Genomic DNA, 26,000 nt, shown 5'->3' with positions numbered 1-26,000 from the left:
TCGCGGCATCGATGCCGCCCCCTGGCCACCGAGGCAAGAGCGATGCCCCGAGGGGGAAGGATCAGCTCGGCGGCTGGAGCGCCGCCATGGTCATCCGATCGGGGCCGAGATCCTCGATCTGCTCCACGGCGAGGAGCTCGGACAGCCGCACCCGGGCGCGATTGACGCGGCTTTTCACCGTCCCGATCGCGCAGCCCATGATCGCGGCCGTCTCCTCGTAGGAGAAGCCCTGCGCACCGACCAGCAGCAGCGCTTCGCGCTGATCGGGGGCAAGCCGGGCGAGCGCCGCCCGGAAGTCGTTCATGTCGGCGCGGCCGTCCTGCTCCGGAAGGCTCGACAGCCGGCCCGCATAGGCGCCGTCGACGTCCTCCACCTCCCGCTTGCCCTTGCGCAGGTTCGAGAAATAGAGGTTCCGCAGGATCGTGAAGAGCCAGGCGTTCAGGTTCGTCCCGCGCTCGAACCGATCGATCGCGCCCCAGGCGCGCATGATCGTGTCCTGAACGAGGTCGTCCGCCTTGTCCACGTTTCCGCACAGTGAAATCGCAAACGCTCGCAGGCTTGGAAGCGCCGCGAGCATCTGATCGCGGATCGCCGGTTCAACGTTCATTCCGCCTCGCGTCCTTTGCTCGGGCCGCCCCCGCGCGCGGTCAGTTCACACAGATATAGGCGCCTTCCTGCCGGATTGACACCCACCGGTTCCGCACCGGACCTCCAGAGTCACTCCGTTACCGTCAGGCTGCCGCCCCAGGCCTCGTCGAACTCCGCGATCACGTGCCGGTAGGACCGCACCTCGTCGTCGCGGTGGCGCGTGCTGCGCGGGGTGAGCATGAACAGCAGAAGGGACCGGCCGGTGACGGCATAATCGTGGCCGAACTCGAAAGCCGGTGCATCTTCGAGATCGGGCCGGTTGGTGTCGACCAGGCACACCCAGTGGCGTCCTCCTGACGCTTCGGGCAGCTTGAAGTTCACCACGTCGTGATAGGCGTTCACGATCAGGAGCAGGGTCGAATCCGTTCCTGGCCGGCGGATGCCGGTCGGCTGCGCGCGACCGTCCAGGAGCACCCCGAGGCAGCGGCCGTTGCCATCCGCCCAATGCTCGTCCGTCATCTCGGTGCCGGCCGGGGTGAGCCAGCTCACGTCCTTGACGCCGAGCGTCTCGTCGAACTGGCCCGTGAGGAAGCGGCCGCGGCGCAGCATCGGCAGGGATTGCCTCAGCGCGATGATGCGGCGGGTGAACTCGGCAAGCTCGCGCCCCTCCTCGTCCATCTCCCAATTGATCCAGCCGATCTCGCTGTCCTGCGCATAGGCATTGTTGTTGCCGTGCTGGGTGCGGCCGAACTCGTCGCCGGCGAGCAGCATGGGCGTGCCGCGGGACAGGAACAGCGTCGCGATGAAGTTGCGCATCTGGCGCAGGCGCACCGCGCGGATCTCGGGATCGTCCGTCGGGCCCTCGGCGCCGTAATTGTTGGACAGGTTGTGCGAGTGCCCGTCGCGGTTGTCCTCGCCATTCGCCTCGTTGTGCTTCTCGTTGTAGGAGACGAGATCGCGCAGCGTGAACCCGTCATGCGCGGTGACGAAGTTGACGCTCGCCCACGGCTTGCGTCCGCGCTTGCAGAACTTGTCGGCAGATCCCGTGAGGCGGGAGGCCATCTCCGGGAGTTGCCCGTCGTCGCCCCTCCAGAACGCCCGCACGGTGTCACGATACCGGTCGTTCCACTCGGCCCAGCCCGGCGGGAAGCCGCCGACCTGATAGCCGCCCGGGCCGCAATCCCAGGGCTCGGCGATGAGCTTGACCGAGGACAGAACCGGATCCTGGCGGCATGAATCCAGGAATCCGCCGCCCTCGTCGAAACCGTAGGGTTCACGGCCCAGAATCGTCGCCAGATCGAACCGGAAGCCGTCGACGTGCATCTCCTGCGCCCAATAGCGGAGCGAGTCGGTCACCATCTGCAGCACGCGCGGGTGGCTGAGGTTCAGCGTGTTCCCGGTGCCGGTGTCGTTGATGTAGTAGCGCCTCTGGTCGGGCAGGAGCCGATAGTAGGAGGCGTTGTCGATCCCCTTGAACGAGAGGGTCGGACCCTTCTCGTTCCCCTCGGCCGTATGGTTATAGACCACGTCCAGGATCACCTCGATCCCGGCATCGTGGAACTTGGCCACCATCTCCTTGAACTCGTTGACGAACGGAGTCGCCATATAGCGAGGCTGCGGTGCGAAGAATCCGATCGTGTTGTAACCCCAATAATTCCGCAGGCCCTTCTTCAGAAGGAAGTCGTCGTCGACATAGGCGTGGACAGGAAGCAGCTCGACCGATGTCACGCCGAGACTTTTGATGTAGTCGATGATCGCGTTGTTGCCCATGCCCGAGAACGTGCCGCGGAGATGGTCCGGCACTGCCGGGTGCAGCATCGTGTAGCCGCGGACATGCGTCTCGTAGAAGATGGTGCGCTCCCATGAGACGCGCGGCGGCTGCTCCCGGCCCCAGGTGAAGGCCGGGTCGATCACGCGGCATTTCGGCATGAAGGCGGCGCTGTCGCGCTCGTCGAAGGTCAGATCCTCGCTCCCGGCAACATAGCCGAAGACCGCCGGATCCCAGGTCAGCTCCCCTACGAGCTGCTTGGCATAGGGGTCAAGAAGCAGCTTGTTCGGATTGAAGCGGTGCCCCGCCTCGGGATCGTAGGGCCCGTGCACACGATAGGCGTAGACCGTGCCCGGCCGGGCATCCGGCAGATAACCGTGCCAGACCTCGTCGGTGTATTCGGGCAGCTCGACCCGCTCGATCTCCGTCTGGCCGTCGAGGTCGAACAGGCAGAGCTCCACCTTCGTGGCATGCGCCGAGAACAGCGCGAAGTTGACGCCCAAGCCATCCCAGGTAGCCCCGAGCGGATTGGGAAGCCCCTCTCGGACGCGCGAGCGTGTCTGCACGGAGGGAGCGGCGCTCCCCCCGGTGATGGCAGGGGCGGTCTTCTTCGTGGCCATGCGTGATCGGGCGTCCGGCGGGATGTCGACAGCCCCATCAACGAAGATCGGCGCGATTGGGTCCCTCTTTCGCGCAACATCCATCGCCTTCCGGGCACGCCTGGACCATTTGCCTTTTGCCACCGGGCCGGGCATCTGCCGGTCCAGGCGCAGCGGACGGGAGGTTCATCGTGCGGGTTGCGATGGTCGGGTCCGGCTATGTCGGTCTCGTCTCGGGGGCGTGCTTCGCCGATTTCGGGCACGAGGTCGTCTGCATCGACAGGGATGCGGGCAAGGTCGCGGCCCTCAAGGCGGGCCGCATCCCGATCTTCGAGCCGGGCCTCGACGATCTGGTAGCGACCAATGTCCGCGCCGGCCGGCTCTCCTTCACGACCGAGCTCGCGGCCGCCGTGCATGACGCGCAGGCGGTGTTCATCGCGGTCGGAACGCCCTCGCGGCGCGGCGACGGCTTTGCGGATCTCTCCTTCGTCTACGCGGCGGCGCGTGAGATCGCGGCGGCGATCGACGGCTTCACGGTCGTGGTGACCAAATCGACGGTACCGGTCGGCACCGGCGACGAAGTCGAACGCATCATTCGCGAATTGCGGCCGGACGCCGAGTTCTCCGTGGTGTCCAATCCCGAATTCCTGCGGGAAGGGGCCGCCATCCAGGACTTCAAGCGTCCGGATCGCATCGTGATCGGGGCGAACGACGAGCACGGGGCCCGGGTCGTGAGCGACCTCTACCGCCCGCTCTACCTGAACCAGGCGCCGATCATGGTTACAGGCCGCCGCACGGCGGAGCTGACGAAATACGCGGCCAATGCGTTCCTGGCGACGAAGATCACCTTCATCAACGAGATCGCGGATCTGTGCGAGCAGGTGGGCGCGAACGTGCAGGAGGTCGCGCGCGGCATCGGGCTGGACAACCGGATCGGGACGAAGTTCCTCCATGCCGGGCCGGGCTATGGAGGCTCCTGCTTCCCCAAGGACACGCTCGCTCTGATGAAGACGGCGCAGGATCATGGCGCGCCGGTCCGGCTCGTCGAGACGGTCGTCTCCGTGAACGACCAGCGCAAGCGCGCCATGGCCCGCAAAGTCATTGCAGCCTGCGACGGCTCGGTTCGGGGCAAGCTCATCGCGGTCCTCGGGCTCACCTTCAAGCCGAACACGGACGACATGCGCGATGCGCCGTCCTGCGCGATCATCTCAGCCCTGCAGGATGCGGGGGCTCGCATCCGCGCCTACGATCCCGAAGGAATGGAGCAGGCCAGGGCCGTCTTGACCGACGTGGAATACGCGACTGATGCCTATTCCTGCGCCGAAGGCGCGGACGCTCTTGTTCTGGTCACGGAGTGGGACGCCTTCCGCGCGCTCGATCCCGCGAGGCTGCGCAAGGCGCTGGCTGCGCCCGTGCTGGTGGACCTGCGCAACGTCTACGTGCCGGAGGAGATGCGCAGGCATGGCTTTCACTACACGAGCGTCGGGCGCCCGCAGGGCGCCGGCCATCCCGGCGCGGCCTGAGCGGCGCCGGCCGGCAGCTCGTCCCGCATCCTGAGATGGCGACGCCCATCCTCGTCACCGGGGCGGCGGGCTTCATCGGCTTCCACGTGGCTAGGCGCCTGCTCGCGGAAGGGCGGACGGTCGTGGGGGTCGACTCCTTCTCCTCCTATTACGATCCGCGACTGAAAGAGGCGCGCTTCGCACGGCTTTCGGAATTCCCCGGCTTCACGGGCCTTCGTTTCGATCTGGCCGATGCGCTCGCGACCCGCCAGCTCTTTGACCGGCACGGTTTCCGGACGGCTCTGCATCTCGCCGCGCAGCCGGGCGTCCGCTATGCGCTGACCAACCCGGAGGCCTATGCCTCAGCGAACCTGACGGCCTTCGTCAACATCCTGGAAGGCTGCCGGCACACGAGAACCGAGCATCTCGTCTACGCCTCATCGAGCTCGGTCTACGGCGCAAACACGAAGCTGCCGTTCTCGGAAGCCGACCCGGTCGACCAGCCGATCAGCCTCTACGCGGCGACGAAGCGCTCGAACGAACTGATGGCGCATGCCTACGCCCACCTGTTCGGGCTGCCCTGCACCGGCCTGCGCTTCTTCACGGTCTACGGCCCGTGGGGCCGGCCCGACATGGCGATCTATCGTTTCACGGACAGGATCGCCCGGGGCGAGCCGATCGAGGTGGCCGCGGGCGGCGAGGTGAGGCGCGACTTCACCTATGTCGACGATGCCGTCGAAGCAGTGATCCGGGTGCTTGCCGGCTCGCCGCCCGCGCCGGCGCGCCAGGAGATGCGCGGCCCCGACGGCAGCCCGGTGGCGCCCATTCGGCTCCTCAATATCGGAGGCGACCGGCCGAGCGACCTGAACCGCGTCGTGGCCCTGATCGAATCCGAGCTCGGCCGCCGGGCCGTCCGCCTGACGACTGCCCTGCCTCCAGGCGACGTCGTCTCGACCTCGTCCGATGCATCGTCCTTCGCGGCGCTCTACGGCCGGGTCAGTCCGACCTCGCTCGAGCAGGGGATTGCCAGCTTCGTCGCCTGGTACCGGAGCTACCATGAACCCGGCCATATCCGCGCCTCCGGCAGCGACCCCGTCCCGGATTAGCGCCGTCGGATCCGGCTCGCGCCTTGCAGTCCCGCGCCGCGGCGACACCCGAGCCCGCCGCGTCCCGACCTCCGTGCAATCAAGGACACGGAGTGCGGAATTAACCAACGGCTAACCAGCCGACGTCCATGCCGGGCGAGGCGCGTATCGCGCCCTCCGTCAGTGATGCGGCGGACTGCCCCGCCCGGCCTCACGCCGGGCGGGGTTGTTGCCGTAACGTCTCGCTTCCGCCCCGTTCGATAGCCGGCACCGCGCCGGGAACCTGATCAGCCGTTCCGTGTCTTCTCGAGCCGGTCCCGAGAAGACCCGTCCGTGACGCTCCATCGATCGGCTGAGACGCTGCGCCGGCATCCCGCGCATCCGGCACTTCCCCGCCCGTCGGCATCTGCTGGTGAAGCCCGCGAGGAGCTGTCCGGTGTTCGGCTCATTGGACCATGGAGCCGTCCCGGTCCGCCATGGCGGCCCGAAGCGCCTCCTCGGCAGCCTCCTTGATCTCCAGCAGCATCCCGATGGGGATCGGGATGTCGACCCGCTGCCCCTCCATTGTCTCGAATTGCAGGACGGCCAGGGTCTCGCCGATCGCGACGGCCGCGAGGTCGGTGCAAAGCGGCAGCTGAAAGGGTCCCTCGCCCGGAAGCGCAATCTCGATCGGCTCAGGTCCCTCGGAGCCGCCATCCTCATCGTCCTGGGTCATGCTGCCACTCGCCGCAGAGGGTCCGCAGCATCGCGCAGCACCGGGCCACCTGCCAAGCCCGGCAGTTGACCTCCCCGGTCCAGCGGCTAAGCCACGATCGAGCCGTCCAGACCGGCGCGGGAGGATCATCGTCCATGTCCAAGGCCTTCGCCTCGACATCCGACCTTTCGGACAAGAAGGTCACGTTCGCCGAGATCGGGCGCGACCTGTACGCGTTCACGGCGGAGGGCGATCCCAATTCGGGGGTGATCGTGGGCGACGACGGCTGCATCGTCTTCGATGCCCAGGCGACGCCTGCCATGGCGCGAGGCGTGGTCGAACGGGTGCGGAGCGTAACGGACAAGCCGATCCGCTATGTCGTGCTCTCGCACTACCATGCGGTCCGGGTGCTCGGCGCCTCCGCCTATGGCGCACAAGGCATCGTGGCCTCGGCGGAAACCTATCGCCTCATAGCGGAGCGCGGCCAGGAGGACTGGGATTCGGAATACGGCCGATTCCCCCGCCTCTTCCGTGATGCCGAGAGCATCCCCGGGCTGACCTGGCCCAGTCTCAGCTTCTCCGGGCGGATGTCGATCTATCTCGGCAAGCGCGAGGTGCAGCTCATGCAGCTCGGCGCGGGGCACACCTCGGGCGACATCGTGGCCTGGGTGCCGGATGCCGGCGTGATGTTCACCGGCGACCTCGTCGAGTACCACTCGGCCTGCTATTGCGGCGATGCGAAGCTTCGGCAATGGCCGCGTACGCTCGATGCGATACGCGACTTCAACCCGACGGCGGTCGTGCCCGGCCGCGGCGACGCGCTTCTCGGGCATCGCACCGTCGCGGAAGCCATCGCCCTCACGCGCGATTTCGTGACGACCCTCTACGGGGTTGCGGAGATGTCCGTCGCGCGCGGGAGGAGCCTCAAGGAGACCTTCGCGGCTGCGCGCGAGGTCATGGACCCGAAATTCTCGTCCTACGCGATCTACGAGCATTGCCAGCCCTTCAACGTGGCGCGCGCCTATGACGAGGCGTCCGGCATCGACGATCCGGTGATCTGGACCGCCGAGCGCGATCGCGAGGTCTGGGCAGCGATGAACGAGAGCTGACACGCTGGCTCAGGCGTATCTGCGCCGGCCTTCAGCCTGCGCCAGGTCAAGGGGGGCGGAGAAGTCGGCGAGCCGAGCTCGGCTGGGCGTGGGTATCGCTATCGGAATGGCAGACCGGGAAGGCGCCCGCCCCCTCCGATCGCCACGGGAGAACCTCGATCGTGGCGGCCGACCCCTTGCGCAGCCCTACCCCGCCCTCGGGGCCTGGGGCAGGGCGAAGAAGGGCGTGCTCTCCAGCTCGGGCTCCGCGAAGGCTTCGAGCTCGGCCCGGAGATGGTCCAGATCCTCGCGGAAGAGCGCTTGCGCCACGCCGACGGCGAGCTTCTCGGCCCCGACATCCACGCCCGGGATGTCGCCGGAGAGCTGCCGGTGGCTGAGATGGGCGGAATAGTTGAAGAGGTGGATGCGCGACAGGGCCGGGCAGGCGCCGGACACGCGCTCTGTCAGCTCGAAGGCCGGGCCGAGATAGGGATAGCGGGCGAGGGCCGGCCGTACGAGCGCCTCCGGGGGCCTGTAACGGTCGCCCCAGGTGGCGGCCTCCGCCGCTACCGCACGGAGTTCCGGCGCGGCCGAGAGATCGACCTTGAAACCCGTGCCGACGATCAGGAAATCCGCCCGCTCCTCCGCGTCGCGGCCCCCGACTCTCAGCCGGACCTCACCTCCCTCGCGCGCGGCGGCCGTGATGGGTGCGCCCAGGTGGAGGCGAAACTGCGGGTGCCGGATGGTGCGGTGGACGGTCTCGTGCGGGGGCGGCGCCTGCAGGTCCTCCAGGTAGACGCTGAAGGCCCATTTCTCCGCATCGGTGAGCGCTTCCCAGCCGTAATACCAGCCCGGATTGGCCGTGCCCCGGCTCTTGTTGACCTGCGGCAGCACGGTGCGCCGGACATACATCTCGGCGGAGGCCGCCCCGGCCTCGAGCGCGGTAGCGGCGTTGTCCCAGGCCGAGGCGCCGCCGCCCAGGACCGCCACCCGCCTTCCGCGCAGCGCCCCGAAATCGATCGGATCGACCGTATGCGCGGCGAGATCCGGAAACAGGGCGGGATCCACGAAATCCGGGATGAAGCCGCCGCCCGTGCCGCCCCTTCCCGTCGCGAGGACGAGGTGACGCACGAGCCGCCGATGCGGGCCGGCCGGACCGCGCAGCGAGACCTGGAGGAGACTGCCCGAAGGCTCGACGCCCGTGAGTTCGGTCTCGCTCGTGACCGGCAGCGCGAGCACCTCGGAGAGCCAGCCGAGATACTCCGCCCAGGCGGCGTTCGGGATCTTGTACAGGGCATCCCAGCCGGCACTGCCCTCGCGCGCCTCGTACCAGGCCCGGAAGGTAAGCGACGGGATGCCGAGCGCTGGCCCTGTCAGGTGCTTAGGCGAGCGCAGCGTCTCCATCCGGGCATAGGTCGTCCAGGGTCCCTCACGCCCTCGCGATGCGCGGTCGATCATCTGGACGTTGCGGATGCCCTTGCAGATCAGGGCCGAGGCGGCCGCGATGCCGAGCATCCCGGCGCCGACGACGAGCACGTCCAGCACCTCCGATCCGTCCTCGCCCCAGGTGCTGGCCGGCCAGTTCGCAGGCGGGAGGTTCAGGGCGGCGAGATCGTGCCGCACCCGCTGCTCCAGCACGGCGAGCCCGTCAGCCTCACCGGCCCGGGAGCGCGGCTCCGCCGAAGGGCGCGCCACCGGCGGCCCGGACGGGAATTCAGCCATGACAGTCTCGGCTTGAATGGTGCGGGTTATGGGCGGAGGGCGAAGGAGCACTCCGTGGAACGGGAGCGCCGTCCTGGATCTAGCTTCCGGCCGGCAGGCCAGCAACAGCGGCGGGCGCAGGCCGGCCCCCGCTCCCGGCTGAGGGCCCCACGGTATCGGACAGAGCGTGCGCGCCTAATCCGGATCTGCCGCGGGATCGGGGTCAGACGGCCCGTCGCCAGCCTGGCCGAGCGCGCGCAGCCGCTCTGCCTTGCAGCGGTTGATCTGCGCCAGGGCCGCGAGTTGCGCGATGGCTGCGAGGACTTCCGCATGCCGCCCTGCATCGCTCAGGCCCGGAAGCGAACGGCGCAGCCGGTCGGCGCGGCGGTCGAGCTCGCGCGCCTCCATCTCGAAATGCGCGATCAGGCGGGATCGGGCGAGCCTGGCGCCTGCGCTGCTCACGGCGTCTGCCCCTCTCCGGAGGCGGGTCGAGCCGCGCCGGGCGATCCCGGCACGGGCCCGACAATCCACCTGTGCGCGCGGAGGAGCGACTCACTCCGTCGGACTACCTCCGGGCGAGGGCGGCCCGGCCGCGATCCGGTACCGGCCGGACTGCCATGTTCCGCTCGACGGCGCCGCCCCGAGGCGCGCGCTCAGCATGCCCCACGGGCCGCCACGACCGCGAGCGGGGTCCGCAGCAGGATGTAGAGGTCCAGCCAGACGGACCAGTTCTGGATGTAGAAGCTGTCCTGCGCCTTCTGCGTCGCGAGGTCCCCCTCGCTGCGGGCCGAGATCTGCCAGAAGCCGGTCAGCCCCGGCGGAACGCTCGCCCGCAGCCGCCGGAACTCCTCGTCGAACCCCTGGAGGTGGTAGGCGGGGAAGGGGCGCGGGCCGACGAGGCTGATCTCGCCGCGGAGCACGTTGATGAGCTGCGGCAGCTCGTCGAGGCTGAACCGGCGCAGGATCCGCCCGATTCCGGGGATGATACGGGGATCGTCCGTGAGCTTGAAGAAGGTCTCCCATTGCCGGCGCGCGTCCGGATCGCGCGCCAGATGCTCCTGCAGGCGCGCCTCCGCGTCGACATGCATGGTCCGGAACTTCAGGACCTCGATGGGGCGGCCGTCCATACCGACGCGGCCGTGGCGGAAGAAGACGGGACCCGGTGAGACGATCCGGATCGCGAGGGCGACGACCCCCATCAGGGGTGCCAGGACGAGCAGGAGCGGGATCGCCAGGGAGCGGTCGAGGCAGCGCTTGATGAAGAGATTGCGCCTGCGGAAGATGCCACGCGGCAGATCGAAGCCGAAGCCGTCGCAGAGCGCACGTAGGCGCAGGCAGGAGCTCGGGCCATCCATCGCGGCGCGCGCCAGGACCACGTGCCGGAACGGAAGCCGGAGGAGCTCGCGCGACGAGGACGTCTCGGTCCCTGCGATCAGGACCACGTCGATGTCGCGGCTCAGCCGCTCGACGTCCTGCTCGCGGCCGATGAGCGGAAGCGGAAGATCGGTGCAGTCCGAAGCAGGGTCGGCCTGGCGGGCGATCTCGATGAACCCCACCGGCACCAACCCGTATTCCGGCCGGGCGAGGAGGGCGCGGCCCAGAGTGCAGCTCTCCGGCCCGGTACCGATCAGCGCGGTCGGTGTACCCCAGCAGCGCAGGCGGATCAGGACCATCCGCACAGCCTCGCCGGCATAGAAGCCGAGTGGGACGACGAGCGCTCCCCAGAGAAGAACCTGGGCCGCGAGGGCTACATCGAACATGTGCCGCTCGGCGCTCAGAGCCGCCGTCGCGCCGAGACCGAAGAGGAACGCGCCCATGGCCCGCAGCCGCAGACGCTCGACCGGGCCGAGACCCCATTCGGCGTAGAGGCCGACCGCCAGAAACGCGAACACGCTGAACGCGGCCAGATAGGCCGGAGCCTCGACGGGTGGCAGCCCCAAACCCGCCACGGCTAGCTGGGCGAGAGCCTGCGCGGCGAAGACGGCGCCGATATCGGCGGCGCAAAGCGCAAGCAGGCAGACCGCCCGCCTCGCGAGAGCCGGCGGATGCGCCGACCGGAATATCGTCGGCCCACTGCCCTGAAGAGCCCGGGCAGCCTCGGCCGGTCCCACCTCGGGATGGGAGAGGCCGAGCGGAGACGGAATCGCGTCCATGCTTCACCCATCGAGAAGCCGGGCAAGAAAAGCCCCGAGGAAGGGTTGGTGGTGGGTGCGGATCCGTGCCGGGCGCTATTCGGCCGCGATCGCGTGCGGCATCGGCGCCTCGGCCCGCACCTGCGCCTCGATCCAGGCGTAGGTCGGGACGAGGCCGTCCCTCACCATCATGGTCGGCTCCCAGCCGAGCACTTCCCGGAGCCTGGTGTTGTCACTGTTCCGCCCCCGGACGCCTTGCGGCTTCGAGACATCGTGCGCTTTCCCGACGCGCTTTCCGGCGATCGCGGCAACCGTATCCACGAGCTGGTCGACCGTGACGAGTTCGTCCGTCCCCAGGTTCAGCGGTGCGGCGTGGTCGGACTGCATGATGCGGAAGATTCCCTCCACGCAGTCGTCGACATACATGAACGAGCGCGTCTGCTGGCCGTCGCCCCAGATCTCGATCGTGTCGCCGTCCTGCGCGAGGGCGATCTTGCGGCAGATGGCGGCCGGAGCCTTCTCGCGACCGCCGTCATAGGTCCCAAGCGGCCCGTACACGTTGTGGAAGCGAACCGATCGCGTCTCCATGCCGTAATCCTCGTGGAAGTACTGGCAGAGCTTCTCCATGAAGAGCTTCTCGAGGCCGTACCCTTCTTCCGGCTGGGCCGGCCACGCATCCTCCTCGCGCAACGGGGTCACGTCGGGCTTCGTCTGGAGATAGAGCGGGTAGATGCAGGCCGAGGACGAAAACAGGAACCGTTTCGCATTGTTCTTCTTGGCCGCCTGGATCATGTGCGCGTTGATCAGGGTGTTGTTGATCGCGATCGTCGCGTGCGAGCCGCTGATGTAGCCGATGCCGCCCATATCCGCCGCCAGATGGTAGATCTCCTCGACATCGGCGGTCACGGCCCGGCAGTTGTCGAAGTCGCGCAGGTCGCAAATGGCGAAATCGCTTGCGGGGGAGGCCTCGAATGCCGGGGGCTTGATGTCCGCCCCGCGCACGTCATAGCCCTTCCTCACGAGGTATTTCACCAGATGATGGCCGATGAAGCCGGCTGCACCAGTCACCAGAGCCGATTTGCGCGACATATCATTCTCCATGTTCTTCATGACGCCATTGTTCAAAGGAAATAACTCGGATCAAATCGAGCAAACGGGGTAATACCCTCTGGGATATCTACCGCCATTTACATGCTTCAACGGAAGACACCGCGCGACACACCAGGTTCTGCCCGGCATGGCGGCCGCGGGAACCGGTCCGAGCGAATTCGGCTGGCGCTAGGCCCGTACCGCCTCAGGCCCGGGCGCTTCTCCGGAGCTGGCGCACCTCGCCCGCTCCGGACGAGAGCAGCGCCTCGAAATACGCGATGGTGCGCTTCAGGCCTGCCTCGAGCGGGGTCTTGGGCGCCCAGCGGAGGAGGTCGCGCGCCTTGGCGATGTCCGGGCAACGCTGCTTGGGATCGTCGACGGGCAGCGGCCGGCGGACCAGCTCGGAGCGGGAGCCGGTGAGGTCGAGCACGAGTTGGGCAAGTTCGAGGATGGTCGTCTCCGTCGGATTGCCCAGATTGACCGGGGTCGGAACGTCGCCCTGGACGTTCATCAGCCGCACCAAGCCTTCGACGAGATCGTCCACGTAGCAGAAGGAGCGCGTCTGCTGCCCTTCGCCGTAGATCGTGATCGGTTCGTTCTGCAGTGCCTGGACGATGAAGTTCGAGACCACCCGCCCGTCCTGCGGATGCATGTTCGGGCCGTAGGTGTTGAAGATGCGGGCGACCCGGATCGGCAGCCTGTGCTGGCGATGGTAGTCGAAGAAGAGCGTCTCGGCGCAGCGCTTGCCTTCGTCGTAGCAGGCACGCGGCCCCGCGACGTTCACGCGTCCCCAATACTGCTCTGTCTGGGGGTGGACCTCCGGGTCGCCATAGACCTCGCTCGTCGAGCTCTGCAGGATCGGGCAGCGGAGCCGCTTCGCCAGGCCCAGCATGTTGATCGCCCCGAGCACGCTGGTCTTCGTGGTCTGGACCGGGTCGTGCTGGTAGTGAATCGGCGAGGCCGGGCAGGCGAGGTTGTAGATCTCGTCAACCTCGACATAGAGCGGGAACGTAACGTCGTGCCGCATGATCTCGACCGAGGAGTTTGATATCAGGCTTTCCAGGTTTCGCCTCGATCCGGTGAAGTAATTGTCCACGCACAGGACGTCGTGCCCCTCGTTCACCAGCTTTGCGCATAGATGCGAACCGATGAACCCTGCGCCACCCGTCACAAGGATCTTTTTCATGCCTAGCCCCGGTGCTGAACCGGCAATAAGCACGCGCCCGATCGCGGGCCGGCGCAACCGCTCAAGAGGATGACGAGGCGATAGCATCGCCTTTACATGAGGTACTTCGGCCGACGGCCCCGACTCTCCGGTGACCAGCTCCAGCGATCTTCCGGATCGCCGGGTGCGCCGGTCCAGGTACTCCGGAATTGCCGCCCAGCTCCCGTCCTTAGCCCGCGCTGCCGCGAGAAGGCCGATCTAGGCTCGTACCTGGCCGTGGCTGCCCTGCGCTCCACGGAAAGAGAACGGCAACACGGGATCACAGGAGGCAGGCATGCGGGGTCGTATCAGGCCGCTGATCATGTGCGGCGGCGCCGGAACGCGGCTGTGGCCGGCCTCGCGGGATACGATGCCGAAGCAGTTCATCCCGCTTCTCGGCAACCGCTCCAGCTTCCAGGAGACCGTCCTCAGGGTGCAGGAGGCAGAGTTCGCCGACCGCCCCCTCATCGTGGCGAGCGAGGCCTATCGCTTCATCATCGAGCGCCAGCTCGGCGAGATCGATGCGGTCGCCGATCTCCTGCTGGAGCCGGCGCGGCGGGATTCGGCCCCGGCCGTGATGGCCGGCACGCTCGCGATTGCCGAGGACGGCCTCGACACGCCGGTCCTGGTGCTCGCCGCCGATCACCACATCGCCGACGCTCCCGCCTTCAGCGACGCCGTCAGGAGCGGGCTTGCCGCCGCCGAAGGGGGCTGGCTCGTGACCTTCGGGATCACGCCTGTCCGGGACGCGACCGAGTACGGCTACGTGGAGCCGGGCGCCCGTGCACTCGGACAGGCGCTGCGGGTGCGGCGCTTCGTCGAGAAGCCGGATGAAGCCACGGCCGGGCGTCTCGTCCGCCAGGGCTGCCTGTGGAACTCCGGCAACTTCCTGTTCTGCGCGGGATCGCTGATCGAGGAATGCGAGCGCTTCGCTCCGGCCACCCTCGCCGCCATCCGCGAAGCGGTCTCGGACAGCCAGATCGTCGCCGGCGCGCGCGTTCTGGCCGCAGAGCCCTTCGGGCGTGCCGAGGCGACCTCGCTCGACTACGCCGTGATGGAACGGACCGACCGGGCCGCCGTCGTACCGGTCGCGTGCGGCTGGTCCGACATCGGCAACTGGGACGCGCTCTGGTCGCTGTCCGATCGCGACGGCGACGGGAACGCGCCCCGCGGCGACGTCGCGCTCCACAATGCGAGCAATTGCCTGGTCTGGACGAACGGGCAGCTCACCTCGCTGCTCGGCGTGAACGATCTCGTCGTGGTCGCGGACCGCGACGCAATCCTGATCGCCGATCGCCGGCGCAGCGCCGACGTGAAGCAGGTCGTCCAGTGGATGAAGCGCAACGGCCGCGCGGAGGCGAGCGCGCATGCCCAGGTCCATCGGCCCTGGGGCTGCTACGAGTCGATCGACCAGGGTGAGCGCTACCAGGTGAAGCGCATCGTCGTGCATCCGGGCGGACGCCTCTCCCTGCAGAAGCACCGCTTCAGAGCCGAGCACTGGGTCGTCGTCAGCGGCCAGGCCCACGTCACCGTCGGCGACGCGGTGAGCGTGCTCGGGCCGAACCAGCACGCGCATATCCCCCTCGGGGCCGTGCACCGCCTGGAGAACTTCGGCAACGCCCCCCTTGTGCTGATCGAAGTTCAGACCGGCTCGTATCTCGGCGAGGACGACATCGTCCGCCTCGAAGACGTCTACCACCGGGAAGCGGTCCCGCGGCCGGCCGAGACCCACCCCGATCCCATACCGGCGCCTCCGCTCGCCGCGAGCCCTGCCGCTCTCTGATGCGGCACCCGACCAGAGACGACCTCCAGCATGCGGCAGTCCGGGAGAAGTTGATGCGCATCCTGATCACCGGCGGGAACGGCTATGTCGGCCGCGAAGCCGTGGCGCTGCTCGCGCCGGAGCACGAGGTCTGCGTGCTCGACAATCTGCGCTACGGCCGCGTCCGGCTGAGGCAGAGCGAATTGGAACGCATCCGGCTGGAGAGGGCCGACATCACCGATCGGGGTGCGGTCGAACGGGTCGTACGCTCGTTCCGCCCCGAGGCAGTGATCCACCTCGCGGCCATCCACTACATCCCCGAATGCGAAGCCGATCCCTCGGCCGCGCTCCTGACGAACGTCTTCGGGACGATGAACCTGCTGCTCGCCTGCGAGCCGGGCTGCCGCTTCGTCTTCGCGAGCAGCGGGGCCGTCTACAAGCCGGCCGCGGAGCCACATTCGGAAGCGGGCGAGGTGAAGCCGAGCGACATCTACGGCTTCACCAAGCTGCACGGCGAGGAATATGTCCGTCACATCGCCGGGCAGCGCGGCCTCTCCGCCGTGGTGGTCCGCCTCTTCAACGTGATCGGTCCAGGGGAGACGAACCCCCACCTCGTCCCGGAGATCGTGGCCCAGCTCAAATGCGGCCGGGTCTCGATTCGCCTCGGCAACATCTGGCCGAAGCGCGACTACGTGCATGTGCTCGACGCCGCGCGCGGCTTCGTGGCGACGGCTCTGAACAGCGACGTCCCACCCGGGGAGACGGTGACGGTCAATCTCGGCACATCCCGGAGCTACTCGGTCGCGTCCGTGCTGCGGAAGCTGCGCCGGATCGCCGGCATCCGCTTCGCCCTCGAACGCGATGACAGCCGCGTGCGCGCGGTCGACCGTCCCTTTCTTGCGGCCGACAACAGCCTCATCCAGCGCGTCTTCGGCTGGCGCCCCGAACACACCATCGAGGATGCCCTGACCGAACTCTGGCGCGATCCGGACCTGCCGGATTCCCTGCTGGCGCGGTACCGCTGATGCGCGTTCTGTCCGCGATCGTCATCCCGCCGCACCTGACGGCGAGCGGCGCCGTGCGTGCCGGAGAAAGGCTCAGCGCCGAGCTCTCGCGCCAGTGCGACATCACGGTCGCCAGCATGCTGAACGGACGCGCCGCCCATGTCGGCGCGCCCGGCGATCCGGCGGCCAAGCGGCAGGAGGTCAGGACAGGCCTTCCGCCGCTTCTGCCGTGGTCGCGCGTACCGCAAGGCTACCGCACGCCCTTCTACCGCTCGGACATCCCCGCCATCGTGCGCCGTGGCGCCTTCGACCTCGTCCATCTGCACAACCCGATGCCGGGCTTCGAGCTGGAGCGGATCGCGGGAGCGTGCCGGCGCCGCCGCATCCCGTATGTGATCTCGACCCACGGCTACAACGAGATCGCGCATGGCGAGCAGATCCACGGCTTCGGCCGCGCGCAGAGGCTCGCCTGGCGCCGGCTTGTCCTGGCACCTGTCGCGCGCGCGACCGCGCGCGCGTCGGGGATCTTCGCGCTGTCCCCGGCCGACATCCCGATCGTGCGGGGCATGGGATACCGGGGCGAGATCACGATCGTGACGAACGGCGTCGATCTTCCGGCGCCCGCAGAGGACGCGCAGAGCGCGGCAGTCCTCTCGCGCCACGGCATCCCGCCGCGCCGGGCCGGCGAGCCCCTCACCTTCATGTTCCTGGCCAACCACACGCCGAACAAGGGGCTCCCTATCCTCCTGGAGGCGTTCCGCCGCCTCCGCTGCCCCTTCCGGCTGGTGATCGGCGGCGAGAAGCGCGCCGGGATCGACTACGAGGGCGCGCTGCGGGCCTGCGGCCCGGGACAGGAGATCCTGGTGACCGGCCGGCTCGATGATGCCGAACTCTCGCCGCTCTTCCGGCGCTCGGACTGCTTCATCTTTCCGACCCTGGCCGATACGCTGCCCCTCGCCGTCCTCGAGGCGATGGCGCACGGCCTGCCCGTGATCGCGTCCCGCGTCGGCGGGATCCCGTTCGAGGTCGACGACGCGAGCGGAATCCTCATCCCGCCAGGCCATCCGGAGGCGCTCGCCCGCGCGATCGGGCGCCTCGTCGCACGTCCGAGCGCGCTGGCCGAGATGGGCCGCGGTGCGCGCCGACGCGTCGAGCAGCTCTTCACATGGCCGGTCGCGGCGGAGCAGGCGCTCGCCGGCTACGAACGCGCCCTCGCGGCCGTGCCGCGTGCGCATCGCGCTCCGCCGCCTCGCTCCGTCTCCCTTCCACGCCACCAGGATGCCATCGGATGAGCCCTGACGCCCCCCGTCTCGCAATCATCGGCTGCGGCGCCGTCGTCGAGCATCATCTCCTGCCGGCGCTCCGCCGGGCCGGGTGGATTCCGTCGGTCTTGGTGGACACGTCGCAGGCGCGGTGCGAACATCTGAAGGGCCGTCTGCCCGGCAAGGGCCGCGGCGTCCTCACGGCCGGCGAGTGGGACAGCGTCCGGGACAGCTTCGATGCGGCGATCGTGGCCGCTCCGCACGTATTCCATGGCCCCATCGGTCGGGCGCTCGTCGCCGCGGGCAAGCATGCCTTCATGGAGAAGCCGCTCGCGACGGCCAGCGCCGATGCGGAGGCCATGGTGGAGGAGGCGGAGCGGCGCGGCCTGACGCTGTCGGTCGGCCTCCTGCGCAGGTATCTCGACGTGGCGCGCTGGACGAAGGCCCTCCTGGCCTCGGGGACGCTCGGCGAGGTGGAGCGCTTCGATGCCCGGGAAGGCTTCGTCTTCAACTGGGCAGTCAGCTCCGACGCCCTTCTGCGGCGGGACCTGTCCGGGGGCGGCGTGCTGATGGATACCGGCGCCCACGCGCTTGACCTGATCGGCTGGTACCTCGGGGAGCTTCGGCCGCTCGCCTATTCCGACGACGCCGAGCGCGGGGTCGAGGCGGATTGCGTGTTGACCTGCGCCTCCGCGTCAGGCGCCTTCGGGCGCATCGAGCTCAGCCGGACACGAAACCTCCGCAACACGCTTCGTATCGACGGGTCGCGCGGCTTCGTGGAGGTGCATCTCTACAAGAACGAGGTCGTTTCCGGGTCGCCCGCCGTTCTGGCCTTCGAGCATGAGGGTCTGTCGCCGAGCAGCTTGCGCCAGCAGCTCTTCCCGGCGCTGTTCGACGCCGAGATCCGGGATTTCCGCGCGAGCATCGAGACGGGTGCCGCCCAAGGCGTGCCGGGCCGGGAGGGGCTCGCGGCGGTTGCCCTGGTGGAAGCGGCTTACCGGATCAGGACGCCGCTCGCGCTTCCCTGGGCGGAGCCGCGGCGAGCGGACGCTCCGGCCCTTCCGCCCGGTTCGGCCGCGGTGATCACCGGCGCGACCGGCTTCGTCGGAGGGCGGCTCGCGGAGCGGCTCGTCGAGGACGGCATCCGCGTGCGCTGCCTCGTGCGCAGCATCAGCCAGGCGGCGCGCCTCGCCCGCCTGCCGGTCGAGATCGTGCGGCTGGATCTTGCGGACGCGCCGGCGGTGGCCCGGGCGGTGGAGGGTGGCGATTACGTCTTCCACTGCGCCTACGACCCGCGCTCGCGCCAGCAGAATATCGGGGGGACGCGAGCCATCCTCGCCGCCTGCTCGGAACGCGCAGTCCGGCGGCTCGTCCACGTCAGCAGCTTCTCGGTCTACGAGCCTTTCCCCGACGGAGAGCTGAGCGAGGCAACTCCGGACGGGAACCGAAATTGGGAGTACATTCGCACCAAGCTCGATCTGGAAGGAGAGGTGCTCGCCGCCGCGCGCAGCGGGAAGGTGCAGGCGACCGTCGTCCAGCCGACGATCGTCTACGGACCCCACTCCAAGCCCTGGACCGACGGTCCGGCCGAGATGCTCATATATGGCGAAGTGATCCTTCCCGACGGCGGGACGGGGCTCTGCAACCCGGTCCATATCGACGATCTCGTCGACGGCATGCTCCTCGCCGCGACGAAGCCGGATGCGGTCGGCGAGCGCTTCATCCTGTCCGGCCCAGAGATCGTGACATGGGGCCGGTTCTTCGGAACGGTCGCGGACGCGCTTCGCATTCCGGGCCCGAGCTGCTGGCCGAAGGACCGCATCATGGCCCGCAACCACGGACTCTGGCGCGACATCCGCATGGTGGCATCCGACCCGCGCCGGATCGTTCAGATCGTCGTGAGGTGGCCGCCGGCGCGGCAGGCGCTCCAGGCCGGCCTGGATGCGCTCCCGAAACCAGCCCGAGCGTTAGTCGACAAGTACTATTTCGGCGGCGGCGGGAAGAAGATCGGGCAGGTCCATTTGCCGGATCCGCGCACGCTCGCACTCTACGCTGCCCGCCCGACCACCGATTCCGAGAAGGCAAGATCGCAGCTCGGCTACCATCCCGTCCGCGACTTCGAAACCGGAATGGCGCAAACCGCGCGCTACCTGAACTGGGCCTATGCCGACGTCCGCGGCGAGGTCGCGCGCCGCGCGCCGCCGACGGCATCCCGGACACCGTTCGACAGCCCGGATTTCGTCAATGCTGTCTAAGGCGCATCTCGGGCGCGCCTCGTGGACGCTGACGGACCAGGCCATCGTCAGCGTCGGCGCCTTCGTCGTCAACGTCACCTTGGCGCGGCATCTCCCGCCCGCCGAGTTCGGCGTCTACGCGCTGCTCGTTGGGGCAATGCTCCTTCTGCAGCTCGTCACCGGATCGCTGCTATTCTACCCGCTTTCGATCAGGCGAAATGCGCGGGAGGCGCAGGACGGCCGCGCGCTGGTCCGGGCGACCTTCGTGTTGACGCTCCTCTTCTGCGCTCCGCTCTCGCTGACCCTCGCGGCCGTACTGCTCTGGGCGGGGCGAGGGGATCTGGCCGCGGGGGTGACGTTCTACTTCGCCGCCTGGCAGCTCCAGGAGATGGCGCGCCGGAGCCTCATGGCGGAGCTCGCCCACAGGACGGCCCTGCCTGGAGATGCCCTATCCTATATCGGGCAGGCCGCCGTCGTGATCTCGCTCGGCCTTGCCGGTGAGCTGACGCTCTCTCGCGCCTTCATCGGCATGGGCGCCTGCGCTGCGGCTGCGGGCGCCCTCCAGTTGGCACAGGCCGGCGCGCTGCGGAGGGGACCGGTTCGTCTCGGCCGGACGTTCCGTGAATTCGTTGCGCTCGGGGGCTGGTCGCTCCTGAACGGAAGCCTTCTCGCGCTGCGCTATCCTCTCCTGGCCTGGACCCTCGCCCTCCTGAACGGACCGGCTGTAGCAGGAGAGCTCCAGGCGGCCGCGAACGTCGTCAACATGGCCAATCCGATCATCCTCGGCCTGTGCAACATCATCCCGCAGACGGCGGCGCGCGCCCACCCGGAGGGCAAGGCCCGGGCCTGGCAGGCCGCCCGCCCCTACGCGCTCGTCGGGGCCCCTCCCATCCTCGTCATCTACGCGCTCGCATGCATCGCGCCGGGACCGATCCTCGCGGCGATCTACGGCCCGGGCTCGCCCTACGTGCAGCTCGCCAACGCGGTGCAGATCCTGGCCGTCGCGTCCGCGCTGAACTACGGCACGGACATGATCTGCTCCTACCTGCACGGGGTGGATCTGGCGCGCACCGCCCTCCTCATCAACGGCGCAGGCATGGTCGCGGCGCTGGCTCTCGTCCCGCTCCTCGCGGCGGAGTTCGGCCTGATCGGAGCCTGTTCGGCCCTGCTTGTGGCCAACCTGATCCGGCTTCTCCTCTCCCAGGTTCTCCTGCTCAGGACGATCGCCCATGATGATCAGGCCCGCCTGGCCTGAAGCCGGCCCCCATCAGCGCACCAGGACTTCGGAACAGCCGCCCGCGGCCACCAGGAGGCTGGTCGAGGTGCGCCACCTCGTCTTCGACACCTCGGACGCCCATCCGAGCGAGGCGAACGGCGTCCACAGGGTCGCACGGCACCTCGCCGTCGAGCAGGCCGCGGCGGGCCACGACACGCGGCTCGTGATCCTCTCCGCCGTCCCGGAAGGCGCCCGGACCGGTCGGCTCGAGGTTCCGTCCCAGATCCTGCCGATCGTGGGACCGTCCGTGCGAGGTAAGCACTATCGGCTGGCGCCGGAGATCCTGGAGACGCTCGTCGCCGGCGCCGAGCGACGAACCTTCTTTCACATCCATGGGGCGCGCGAGCCGCTGCTTCTCCCCGTCTGCCGCGCCCTGAACCGGGCTGGGATTCCCTATGCGGTCACTGTGCACGGCCGCTACTCGCACCTGGTCGAGATGCCGGGCCTGCGGCGGGGGCTGTCGCGGCTCTACCTGCATCTGTGCGAGCGGAGGGCGCTGGAACGGGCGCAGTTCGTGCAAGCCGTGTCGGAGCGCGAGCGAATGATCATCGCACGCATCGCGCCCGCTTCACGCATCAAGGTTGTGCCGAACGCCGCTTTCTCGCTGGCTTTGGATGGGCGACTTCCCGTTCCGCTCCGGCGCGCATCGAGCCGCGCGCCGCTGCGCTTCGGATATCTCGGACGCTACGCCATCGAGCATAAGGGGCTCGATATCCTCCTGCGGGGCTTCGCACGGTACCGCCGCCAAGGAGGCACGGGCGAGTTGGAGCTCTTCGGCACCGGTCCGGCGCGGAAGGAAATCGCGGATCTCGCGCGCGAGCTGGATCTTGGCAGCTGCGTCAGGATCGGCGCCGCCCTGTTCGGTGACGGAAAGGCGAGGGCCTTCGGGCGTTGGGATTACTTCGTCCAGCCGTCGCGATACGAGGGCTCGCCGATCGGCGCACTCGAAGCCGCCCTGTCGGGGTTGCCGCTTCTGGTCACGCCGGGAACCGGGCTTCTGGAGGATGTCGAACGCCTCGGCGCCGGGATCCCGGTCCGGCATCCATCCGCGGAGAGCCTTGCCGCAGCTCTCATGGCAGCCGAGCGCGCGAGCCCGGCCGACCGGAACCTGATGTCCCGGCATGCGCACGAGATGGTCATCGGCTTCGGCGATTGGGGGGAAATCAGCTCCCGGCTGCTGGGGCTCTATGGAAGCTGATGGAGTGCGCGGGAGCGCGCGAGTTGCGGAGCCACGCCCGGGCTGGCCGGGCGATCGAGCGGTTCTCCTGTCAGGAATTCAGCGAGATGAGCGCCGGCTTGGACGGCGGCAGGCGATGACCGTCCCGCTCCACTCCTTGATCGTCGGAGCTGCTCCCTTGGGACAGGCCGACATTCATGGCCCAGATGGCAGCCTGAGTCCGGTTTCGCACTCGTATCTTCCGCAGGATCGCCTTGACATGGACCTTCACGGTGGCTTCGGCGATCTCCAGCTGCCGTGCGATGTGCTTGTTCGAATCCCCGTTCACGAGCGAGCGCAGGATGACGAGCTCGCGCGAGGAGAGCGGGGGAGAGTCGCCCGCGGCCGACGGCACGCGCGGCTCGACCAGGCTGGGCAGGGCGCGGATCTGCTCGGTCTTCGGTGACGTAAAGAGCGCAGATACGTCGCCTGGCAGGACCGTCCCCCCGGCTATGACCACCTCGAGCGATTTCAGAAGCCCGTCGGAGCTGATGGAATTGGCGAGAAAGCCGTGCGCGCCGGATCGGAAGGCGCGCCCGATATCCTCGGCGGAAGGGTGGGAAGCGACCACGACGACATACGCGTCGGGATGCGCGCAGCGGATCGCCTCGATGACTCCGGGCGGGTGGGGCGCTGCGCCCTCGAACGCGACGATGAAGAGCTTCGGGGCTTTGCCGCCCTGCAGCTTGGGGACGAGATCCGTAGATCCCTGCGCGACGACCTTGAAGGAACTACGCCCGAGTATTCGGGCCAAGCCATCGCGGAACAGGGTCGTTTCGGAGAGGATGCAGGTGGCGACCGCTCGACACATTGGTACCCCCATGCGCAACTGCAACCGAGAAGAGGCAGGGCCTGCAGTACGGCGCCTGGGCTACTCTCCAGGCACATAGTAGTAAAATAACGATTTATATGCAACTACTCGTTTCTCCGCAGAGGGGAGATTCTTGTGCGAGATAGTATTAGCCTCGATATAGCCAATTCGGGCTAGGCGCACTCGACAAGCTCCCTGGCGCAAGCCGCTAATCACGCCACTCGCGGGCAAGGAGCGCAGCCTCAGTCCGGTTCCGAACCTGCAGAACACGGAACACGGCGGCGATATGTATCTTGGCCGTCGCCTCTGAGATTTCGAGCCTCTGTGCGATTTCCTTGTTGGAGAGCCCTTCCGCGATGAGAAGGAAAACCTCTCTCTGCCGCGGAGTCAAACGGAACATGCGATTCTCCGCCTTGGTGGTCTCGCGCCATTCCGAGCCCGGCTGCGGCTCGCCCGCCCGCTCCTCTCGGGGCCCCCCCATCCAGACGGGAACATAGATTCGGCCGGACAGGACGTCGGAGATCGCGTGAATGATCTCGCTGTCCGACTGCGCCTTCGAGACGGCGCCATGAAGTCCGGCCGAGATCGCGGCCAACACGGCCTCCGGCGAGTTCCACGGGATCAGGAGGACGAGACGGGTCTGCGGCGCCGCGCGGGCCATGTCGCGCAGGAACCCCGCACTCTCGGGATCGGCAATGTCGAGATCGAGAAGCGCGACGTCGATGCCCGGTTCGGTCTGAAGCATGGACAGCGTGGTCTCGATCGAGCCGGTCTGGAAGACGCTCGAGGTGGCGAGGGCGGATTTGAGCGTCAGGGCCAGCCCGAGGCGGTAGACGCCGTGCTCGTCGAAGATGAGAATGCGCGGCATACCCTTCTCCGGCCGGGCGTGATCGAGAAGCGCCGCGCCGAGGCCCGGCGGACCGGGCTCGCCGCATTCGAAGTCCATGCCGGTCCGGGCGATCATCGGCACCCTGCCGGACATTCTGCGAGAACCGGCTCGCTGCAGTTGCGTAGAGCCTGCTGGCAACGCTCGACGCATTCCGCGCGCCGCGGATCGACGGTGAAGAGGCGGGCGCGGCATTCGAGCACGCAGCCGTCCTGGCGCGCGCGGCAGGCCTGGACCTGGGTGCGGCAGGTGGCGCATCGTTCGCCCGATTGGGCCCAGGCAGACGGCGTCCCGAGGCTTGTGCCGAGAAGCACAAGTAAGACCGCAGCACCGAGATCACCCAGGCGCCGCTTGGGCGAGAGGCATCTCGGCGGGTCGCTACGCACGGGGGGCACTCCTCACGGTCTCACGTAGATCCACCCCTGTTCCTGCAGTTCCACCACCCGGACGATCCCGCTCGCTACCGTTCGCGCCTCCGGGACCAGCGTGATGGGCTTTTCCTCCTGCTTGGAGTGGTTCGCCATCGTGTTCTCGCAGCCGGACAGCGTAACGCCCTTGCGGCCCGCAAGCGCAGACAGGCGCGCCCTCACGGGCGAGGTGTCTTCGCGCAGCATGTGCAGGCCCGCCGCATAGGCGACGAGCTCCACTTCGACCTTCTCGCCCTTGTCGGCAAAATACTTGATCATGTTGTCGATGTTGTTCAATGCAGCATTCATCGTCGTGGCATCGTTCTGAGTGATCTGAACCACCACGCGATGGACGATATCCTGACGGGACTTCTGCTGGGCAGCCTGTTGCGATCCCTTCGTGGAGGGAGAAGGCGGAGGCGTGGGACGGGTCTGCGCCGCGGCCGTCGTCGTGGCGAGGACCGCCGCAGCGAGCGCCACGGCTGCAATCCGTATTTTCGACCGCACCATCATGGAGGCTCCGTTCGGCTAGGGGGACAGGCCCGCGGCAGGGTTGGAGCCGCAGCTACGGCCGAGCGCCCGGCTGCTCGCCTTCGTCGGGCAGCGCCGCCCGGTCGCCCCTCGCACTGCGGGGCGCTCCCTGTGCGCGGTCCAGCCATTCCTGGGCGGCGGGAAAGCGATCGAGCCCGGGCACGGTGGCCAGGATGCTCACCTCGCGCCATTTGGGGTGAAACCCAGGCTCCTGGAGCTTGCCGATGTGGCTGAAGAGCCGGTCGACCAGACGTGCGACACGCTGGTACCGCGGCGAGGATCTCGGCCAGTTATAGGCGGCCAGGAAGGTGGGAACCGCGATCGTCCGCACGCTCGTCCCGGCCCCGATCAGCCGCGGGTAGTCGGACGCGGTGAGGGAGGACGGAAGGTAATAGTCCTCGAAACGCTTGTCGTACTCGACCGGCAGGAACTTGAAGCCCTGCGGCCATTCCGTTCGCGAGAAGGCGTCGACCGGCTTGGAGGTGATGAAGATCACGGCCGCCATCTCGCCACGCCTCATCTGCTCGAGCGCCGCCTGGTGCGGCACGAAGGTCTTCTCGATCTGCACGCCGAGGCGGTCGAAGATGATGGGCCCGGAATAGGCGGCTGCCGTGCCGGGCGTGTTGAAGTTGACCTTCTTGCCCGCGAGATCCTGGAGGCTTCCGATCTCCGGGCGCACGAAGACGTGCAGTTCCGAGGGGAACAGGTTCAGGATGCTCGTGATCCGCTTCTGGATGTTGGGGACGAGGGGCTTGAACTGCTCGAGCGAGTCCGTGTTCAGGATCGCCGCGTCGATGCCCCGGATATAGAGCAGCGCCTCGAGGTTCTCGGCCGGCCCGCGCGTGACGATCGGGAGGACGTGCAGGTTCTCGCCGTCGTCGACGATCCGGGCCATTTCCACGGCGAAGCGGATCGGCGCCCCCTCGAGCAGGCCCGCGGCAAGGCCCAGCGTCCAGGCGTTGAGCTTCTCGCGAACAGGCGCCTCCTGGGCCCGATTGTACTGAGCGCGCTGCGCAGACGCAGGAGAGGCATCCGCGAAGGATCCGACGGCGACCGCGCCGGCGATCGCAAGGGCTGACCAGGGGTTCATGTCTGCCGCTCCGGAGCGCTGAGGGCCGCGATCCCTACACCCTGCGGCGTCCCCCCGGCATAGAGCGAAAG

At 68.2% G+C, this 26,000-nt stretch carries 21 protein-coding genes; 9 read left to right on the top strand and 12 right to left on the bottom strand.

Annotated elements, in window-relative coordinates; translation table 11 throughout:
* Positions 1-61: 61 nt before the first annotated feature.
* Together HJG44_RS17080 and glgX are read right to left on the bottom strand one after the other, a co-directional pair.
* Positions 62-607 (bottom strand): sigma-70 family RNA polymerase sigma factor, encoded by a 546-nt coding sequence (locus tag HJG44_RS17080; RefSeq protein WP_171219521.1) that lies wholly within the window; start codon positions 605-607, stop codon positions 62-64.
* Between the two features lie 110 nt (positions 608-717).
* Complete coding sequence (glgX, locus tag HJG44_RS17075; RefSeq protein WP_171219520.1) at positions 718-2,976, bottom strand: glycogen debranching protein GlgX; 2,259 nt, start codon at positions 2,974-2,976, stop codon at positions 718-720.
* Between the two features lie 170 nt (positions 2,977-3,146).
* Here glgX and HJG44_RS17070 point away from each other — a divergent pair, with 170 nt between their 5' ends.
* Complete coding sequence (locus tag HJG44_RS17070) at positions 3,147-4,478, top strand: nucleotide sugar dehydrogenase (RefSeq protein WP_171219519.1); 1,332 nt, start codon at positions 3,147-3,149, stop codon at positions 4,476-4,478.
* Between the two features lie 35 nt (positions 4,479-4,513).
* Positions 4,514-5,563, top strand: coding sequence for an NAD-dependent epimerase/dehydratase family protein (locus tag HJG44_RS17065; RefSeq protein WP_171219518.1), 1,050 nt, complete (start codon positions 4,514-4,516; stop codon positions 5,561-5,563).
* Positions 5,564-5,987: 424 nt separating this feature from the next.
* On the opposite strand, the gene HJG44_RS17060 is transcribed toward HJG44_RS17065, so the two are convergent.
* The gene (locus HJG44_RS17060) at positions 5,988-6,257 is read right to left on the bottom strand and encodes a hypothetical protein (protein ID WP_171219517.1); all 270 of its coding nucleotides are present in this window, start codon (positions 6,255-6,257) and stop codon (positions 5,988-5,990) included.
* 134 nt (positions 6,258-6,391) lie between these two features.
* Between HJG44_RS17060 and HJG44_RS17055 the strand changes: the two genes are divergently transcribed.
* A complete protein-coding gene (locus HJG44_RS17055) occupies positions 6,392-7,345 on the top strand; it encodes an MBL fold metallo-hydrolase (protein ID WP_171219516.1) in 954 nt (317 codons plus the stop codon).
* Between the two features lie 186 nt (positions 7,346-7,531).
* Here the strand turns inward: HJG44_RS17055 and HJG44_RS17050 are convergent, their stop codons facing one another.
* From HJG44_RS17050 to HJG44_RS17030, 5 genes are all read right to left on the bottom strand, one after another.
* Entirely contained in the window at positions 7,532-9,046 is a 1,515-nt protein-coding gene (locus tag HJG44_RS17050) for an NAD(P)-binding domain-containing protein (RefSeq protein ID WP_171219515.1), read from the bottom strand.
* A 174-nt stretch (positions 9,047-9,220) separates the two neighbouring features.
* On the bottom strand, positions 9,221-9,487 hold the full coding sequence (locus tag HJG44_RS17045; RefSeq protein ID WP_171219514.1) for a hypothetical protein: 267 nt from the start codon (positions 9,485-9,487) through the stop codon (positions 9,221-9,223).
* A 191-nt stretch (positions 9,488-9,678) separates the two neighbouring features.
* Complete coding sequence (locus tag HJG44_RS17040) at positions 9,679-11,178, bottom strand: sugar transferase (protein WP_171219513.1); 1,500 nt, start codon at positions 11,176-11,178, stop codon at positions 9,679-9,681.
* Positions 11,179-11,253: 75 nt separating this feature from the next.
* Positions 11,254-12,246 (bottom strand): NAD-dependent epimerase/dehydratase family protein, encoded by a 993-nt coding sequence (locus HJG44_RS17035; protein WP_210261157.1) that lies wholly within the window; start codon positions 12,244-12,246, stop codon positions 11,254-11,256.
* A 205-nt stretch (positions 12,247-12,451) separates the two neighbouring features.
* Positions 12,452-13,432, bottom strand: a complete 981-nt coding sequence (locus tag HJG44_RS17030) for a UDP-glucuronic acid decarboxylase family protein (RefSeq protein ID WP_171219511.1) — start codon at positions 13,430-13,432, stop codon at positions 12,452-12,454.
* A 313-nt stretch (positions 13,433-13,745) separates the two neighbouring features.
* On the opposite strand from HJG44_RS17030, the gene HJG44_RS17025 reads away from it, so the two are divergent.
* Genes HJG44_RS17025 through HJG44_RS17000 form a run of 6 tightly spaced genes read left to right on the top strand, consistent with a single transcriptional unit; the run spans position 13,746 to position 22,186 of the window.
* The gene (locus HJG44_RS17025) at positions 13,746-15,233 is read left to right on the top strand and encodes a mannose-1-phosphate guanylyltransferase/mannose-6-phosphate isomerase (protein WP_171219510.1); all 1,488 of its coding nucleotides are present in this window, start codon (positions 13,746-13,748) and stop codon (positions 15,231-15,233) included.
* A gap of 53 nt (positions 15,234-15,286) precedes the next feature.
* Positions 15,287-16,237 (top strand): NAD-dependent epimerase/dehydratase family protein, encoded by a 951-nt coding sequence (locus HJG44_RS17020; protein WP_171219509.1) that lies wholly within the window; start codon positions 15,287-15,289, stop codon positions 16,235-16,237.
* Positions 16,237-17,508, top strand: coding sequence for a glycosyltransferase family 4 protein (locus HJG44_RS17015; RefSeq protein WP_171219508.1), 1,272 nt, complete (start codon positions 16,237-16,239; stop codon positions 17,506-17,508). The genes HJG44_RS17020 and HJG44_RS17015 overlap by 1 nt, the downstream gene beginning before the upstream one ends.
* Complete coding sequence (locus HJG44_RS17010; protein WP_171219507.1) at positions 17,505-19,733, top strand: NAD-dependent epimerase/dehydratase family protein; 2,229 nt, start codon at positions 17,505-17,507, stop codon at positions 19,731-19,733. Before HJG44_RS17015 ends, HJG44_RS17010 begins: the two co-directional genes overlap by 4 nt.
* The gene (locus tag HJG44_RS17005) at positions 19,723-20,967 is read left to right on the top strand and encodes a lipopolysaccharide biosynthesis protein (protein ID WP_171219506.1); all 1,245 of its coding nucleotides are present in this window, start codon (positions 19,723-19,725) and stop codon (positions 20,965-20,967) included. The genes HJG44_RS17010 and HJG44_RS17005 overlap by 11 nt, the downstream gene beginning before the upstream one ends.
* Entirely contained in the window at positions 20,942-22,186 is a 1,245-nt protein-coding gene (locus tag HJG44_RS17000) for a glycosyltransferase (protein WP_171219505.1), read from the top strand. The genes HJG44_RS17005 and HJG44_RS17000 overlap by 26 nt, the downstream gene beginning before the upstream one ends.
* A gap of 70 nt (positions 22,187-22,256) precedes the next feature.
* Here HJG44_RS17000 and HJG44_RS16995 read toward each other — a convergent pair whose 3' ends face one another.
* The 4 genes from HJG44_RS16995 to HJG44_RS16980 form a co-directional block, all read right to left on the bottom strand.
* Complete coding sequence (locus HJG44_RS16995; RefSeq protein WP_171219504.1) at positions 22,257-23,015, bottom strand: response regulator transcription factor; 759 nt, start codon at positions 23,013-23,015, stop codon at positions 22,257-22,259.
* A 208-nt stretch (positions 23,016-23,223) separates the two neighbouring features.
* Positions 23,224-23,997 (bottom strand): response regulator transcription factor, encoded by a 774-nt coding sequence (locus HJG44_RS16990; protein ID WP_210261156.1) that lies wholly within the window; start codon positions 23,995-23,997, stop codon positions 23,224-23,226.
* Between the two features lie 302 nt (positions 23,998-24,299).
* On the bottom strand, positions 24,300-24,821 hold the full coding sequence (locus HJG44_RS16985) for a DsrE family protein (RefSeq protein ID WP_171219502.1): 522 nt from the start codon (positions 24,819-24,821) through the stop codon (positions 24,300-24,302).
* Positions 24,822-24,873: 52 nt separating this feature from the next.
* On the bottom strand, positions 24,874-25,929 hold the full coding sequence (locus tag HJG44_RS16980) for a TAXI family TRAP transporter solute-binding subunit (protein WP_171219501.1): 1,056 nt from the start codon (positions 25,927-25,929) through the stop codon (positions 24,874-24,876).
* Positions 25,930-26,000: the final 71 nt, after the last annotated feature.

It is taken from the genome of Enterovirga aerilata, from assembly GCF_013044135.1.
GTDB lineage: Bacteria > Pseudomonadota > Alphaproteobacteria > Rhizobiales > Beijerinckiaceae > Enterovirga > Enterovirga aerilata.
Note: the sequence above shows the minus strand (reverse complement) of the source record. Positions and strands in the feature narration are given on the sequence as shown.

Bases quoted from the DNA above. Each gene is read 5' to 3' on its own strand.
- HJG44_RS16995 (WP_171219504.1), bottom strand. From the start codon at position 23,015: ATGTGTCGAGCGGTCGCCACCTGCATCCTCTCCGAAACGACCCTGTTC.
- HJG44_RS17065 (WP_171219518.1), top strand. From the start codon at position 4,514: ATGGCGACGCCCATCCTCGTCACCGGGGCGGCGGGCTTCATCGGCTTC.
- HJG44_RS17015 (WP_171219508.1), top strand. From the start codon at position 16,237: ATGCGCGTTCTGTCCGCGATCGTCATCCCGCCGCACCTGACGGCGAGC.
- HJG44_RS17055 (WP_171219516.1), top strand. From the start codon at position 6,392: ATGTCCAAGGCCTTCGCCTCGACATCCGACCTTTCGGACAAGAAGGTC.
- HJG44_RS16990 (WP_210261156.1), bottom strand. From the start codon at position 23,997: ATGTCCGGCAGGGTGCCGATGATCGCCCGGACCGGCATGGACTTCGAA.
- HJG44_RS17020 (WP_171219509.1), top strand. From the start codon at position 15,287: ATGCGCATCCTGATCACCGGCGGGAACGGCTATGTCGGCCGCGAAGCC.
- HJG44_RS17025 (WP_171219510.1), top strand. From the start codon at position 13,746: ATGCGGGGTCGTATCAGGCCGCTGATCATGTGCGGCGGCGCCGGAACG.
- HJG44_RS17005 (WP_171219506.1), top strand. From the start codon at position 19,723: ATGCTGTCTAAGGCGCATCTCGGGCGCGCCTCGTGGACGCTGACGGAC.
- HJG44_RS17000 (WP_171219505.1), top strand. From the start codon at position 20,942: ATGATGATCAGGCCCGCCTGGCCTGAAGCCGGCCCCCATCAGCGCACC.
- glgX (WP_171219520.1), bottom strand. From the start codon at position 2,976: ATGGCCACGAAGAAGACCGCCCCTGCCATCACCGGGGGGAGCGCCGCT.
- HJG44_RS16980 (WP_171219501.1), bottom strand. From the start codon at position 25,929: ATGAACCCCTGGTCAGCCCTTGCGATCGCCGGCGCGGTCGCCGTCGGA.
- HJG44_RS17040 (WP_171219513.1), bottom strand. From the start codon at position 11,178: ATGGACGCGATTCCGTCTCCGCTCGGCCTCTCCCATCCCGAGGTGGGA.
- HJG44_RS17030 (WP_171219511.1), bottom strand. From the start codon at position 13,432: ATGAAAAAGATCCTTGTGACGGGTGGCGCAGGGTTCATCGGTTCGCAT.
- HJG44_RS17060 (WP_171219517.1), bottom strand. From the start codon at position 6,257: ATGACCCAGGACGATGAGGATGGCGGCTCCGAGGGACCTGAGCCGATC.
- HJG44_RS16985 (WP_171219502.1), bottom strand. From the start codon at position 24,821: ATGATGGTGCGGTCGAAAATACGGATTGCAGCCGTGGCGCTCGCTGCG.
- HJG44_RS17050 (WP_171219515.1), bottom strand. From the start codon at position 9,046: ATGGCTGAATTCCCGTCCGGGCCGCCGGTGGCGCGCCCTTCGGCGGAG.
- HJG44_RS17010 (WP_171219507.1), top strand. From the start codon at position 17,505: ATGAGCCCTGACGCCCCCCGTCTCGCAATCATCGGCTGCGGCGCCGTC.
- HJG44_RS17080 (WP_171219521.1), bottom strand. From the start codon at position 607: ATGAACGTTGAACCGGCGATCCGCGATCAGATGCTCGCGGCGCTTCCA.
- HJG44_RS17035 (WP_210261157.1), bottom strand. From the start codon at position 12,246: ATGTCGCGCAAATCGGCTCTGGTGACTGGTGCAGCCGGCTTCATCGGC.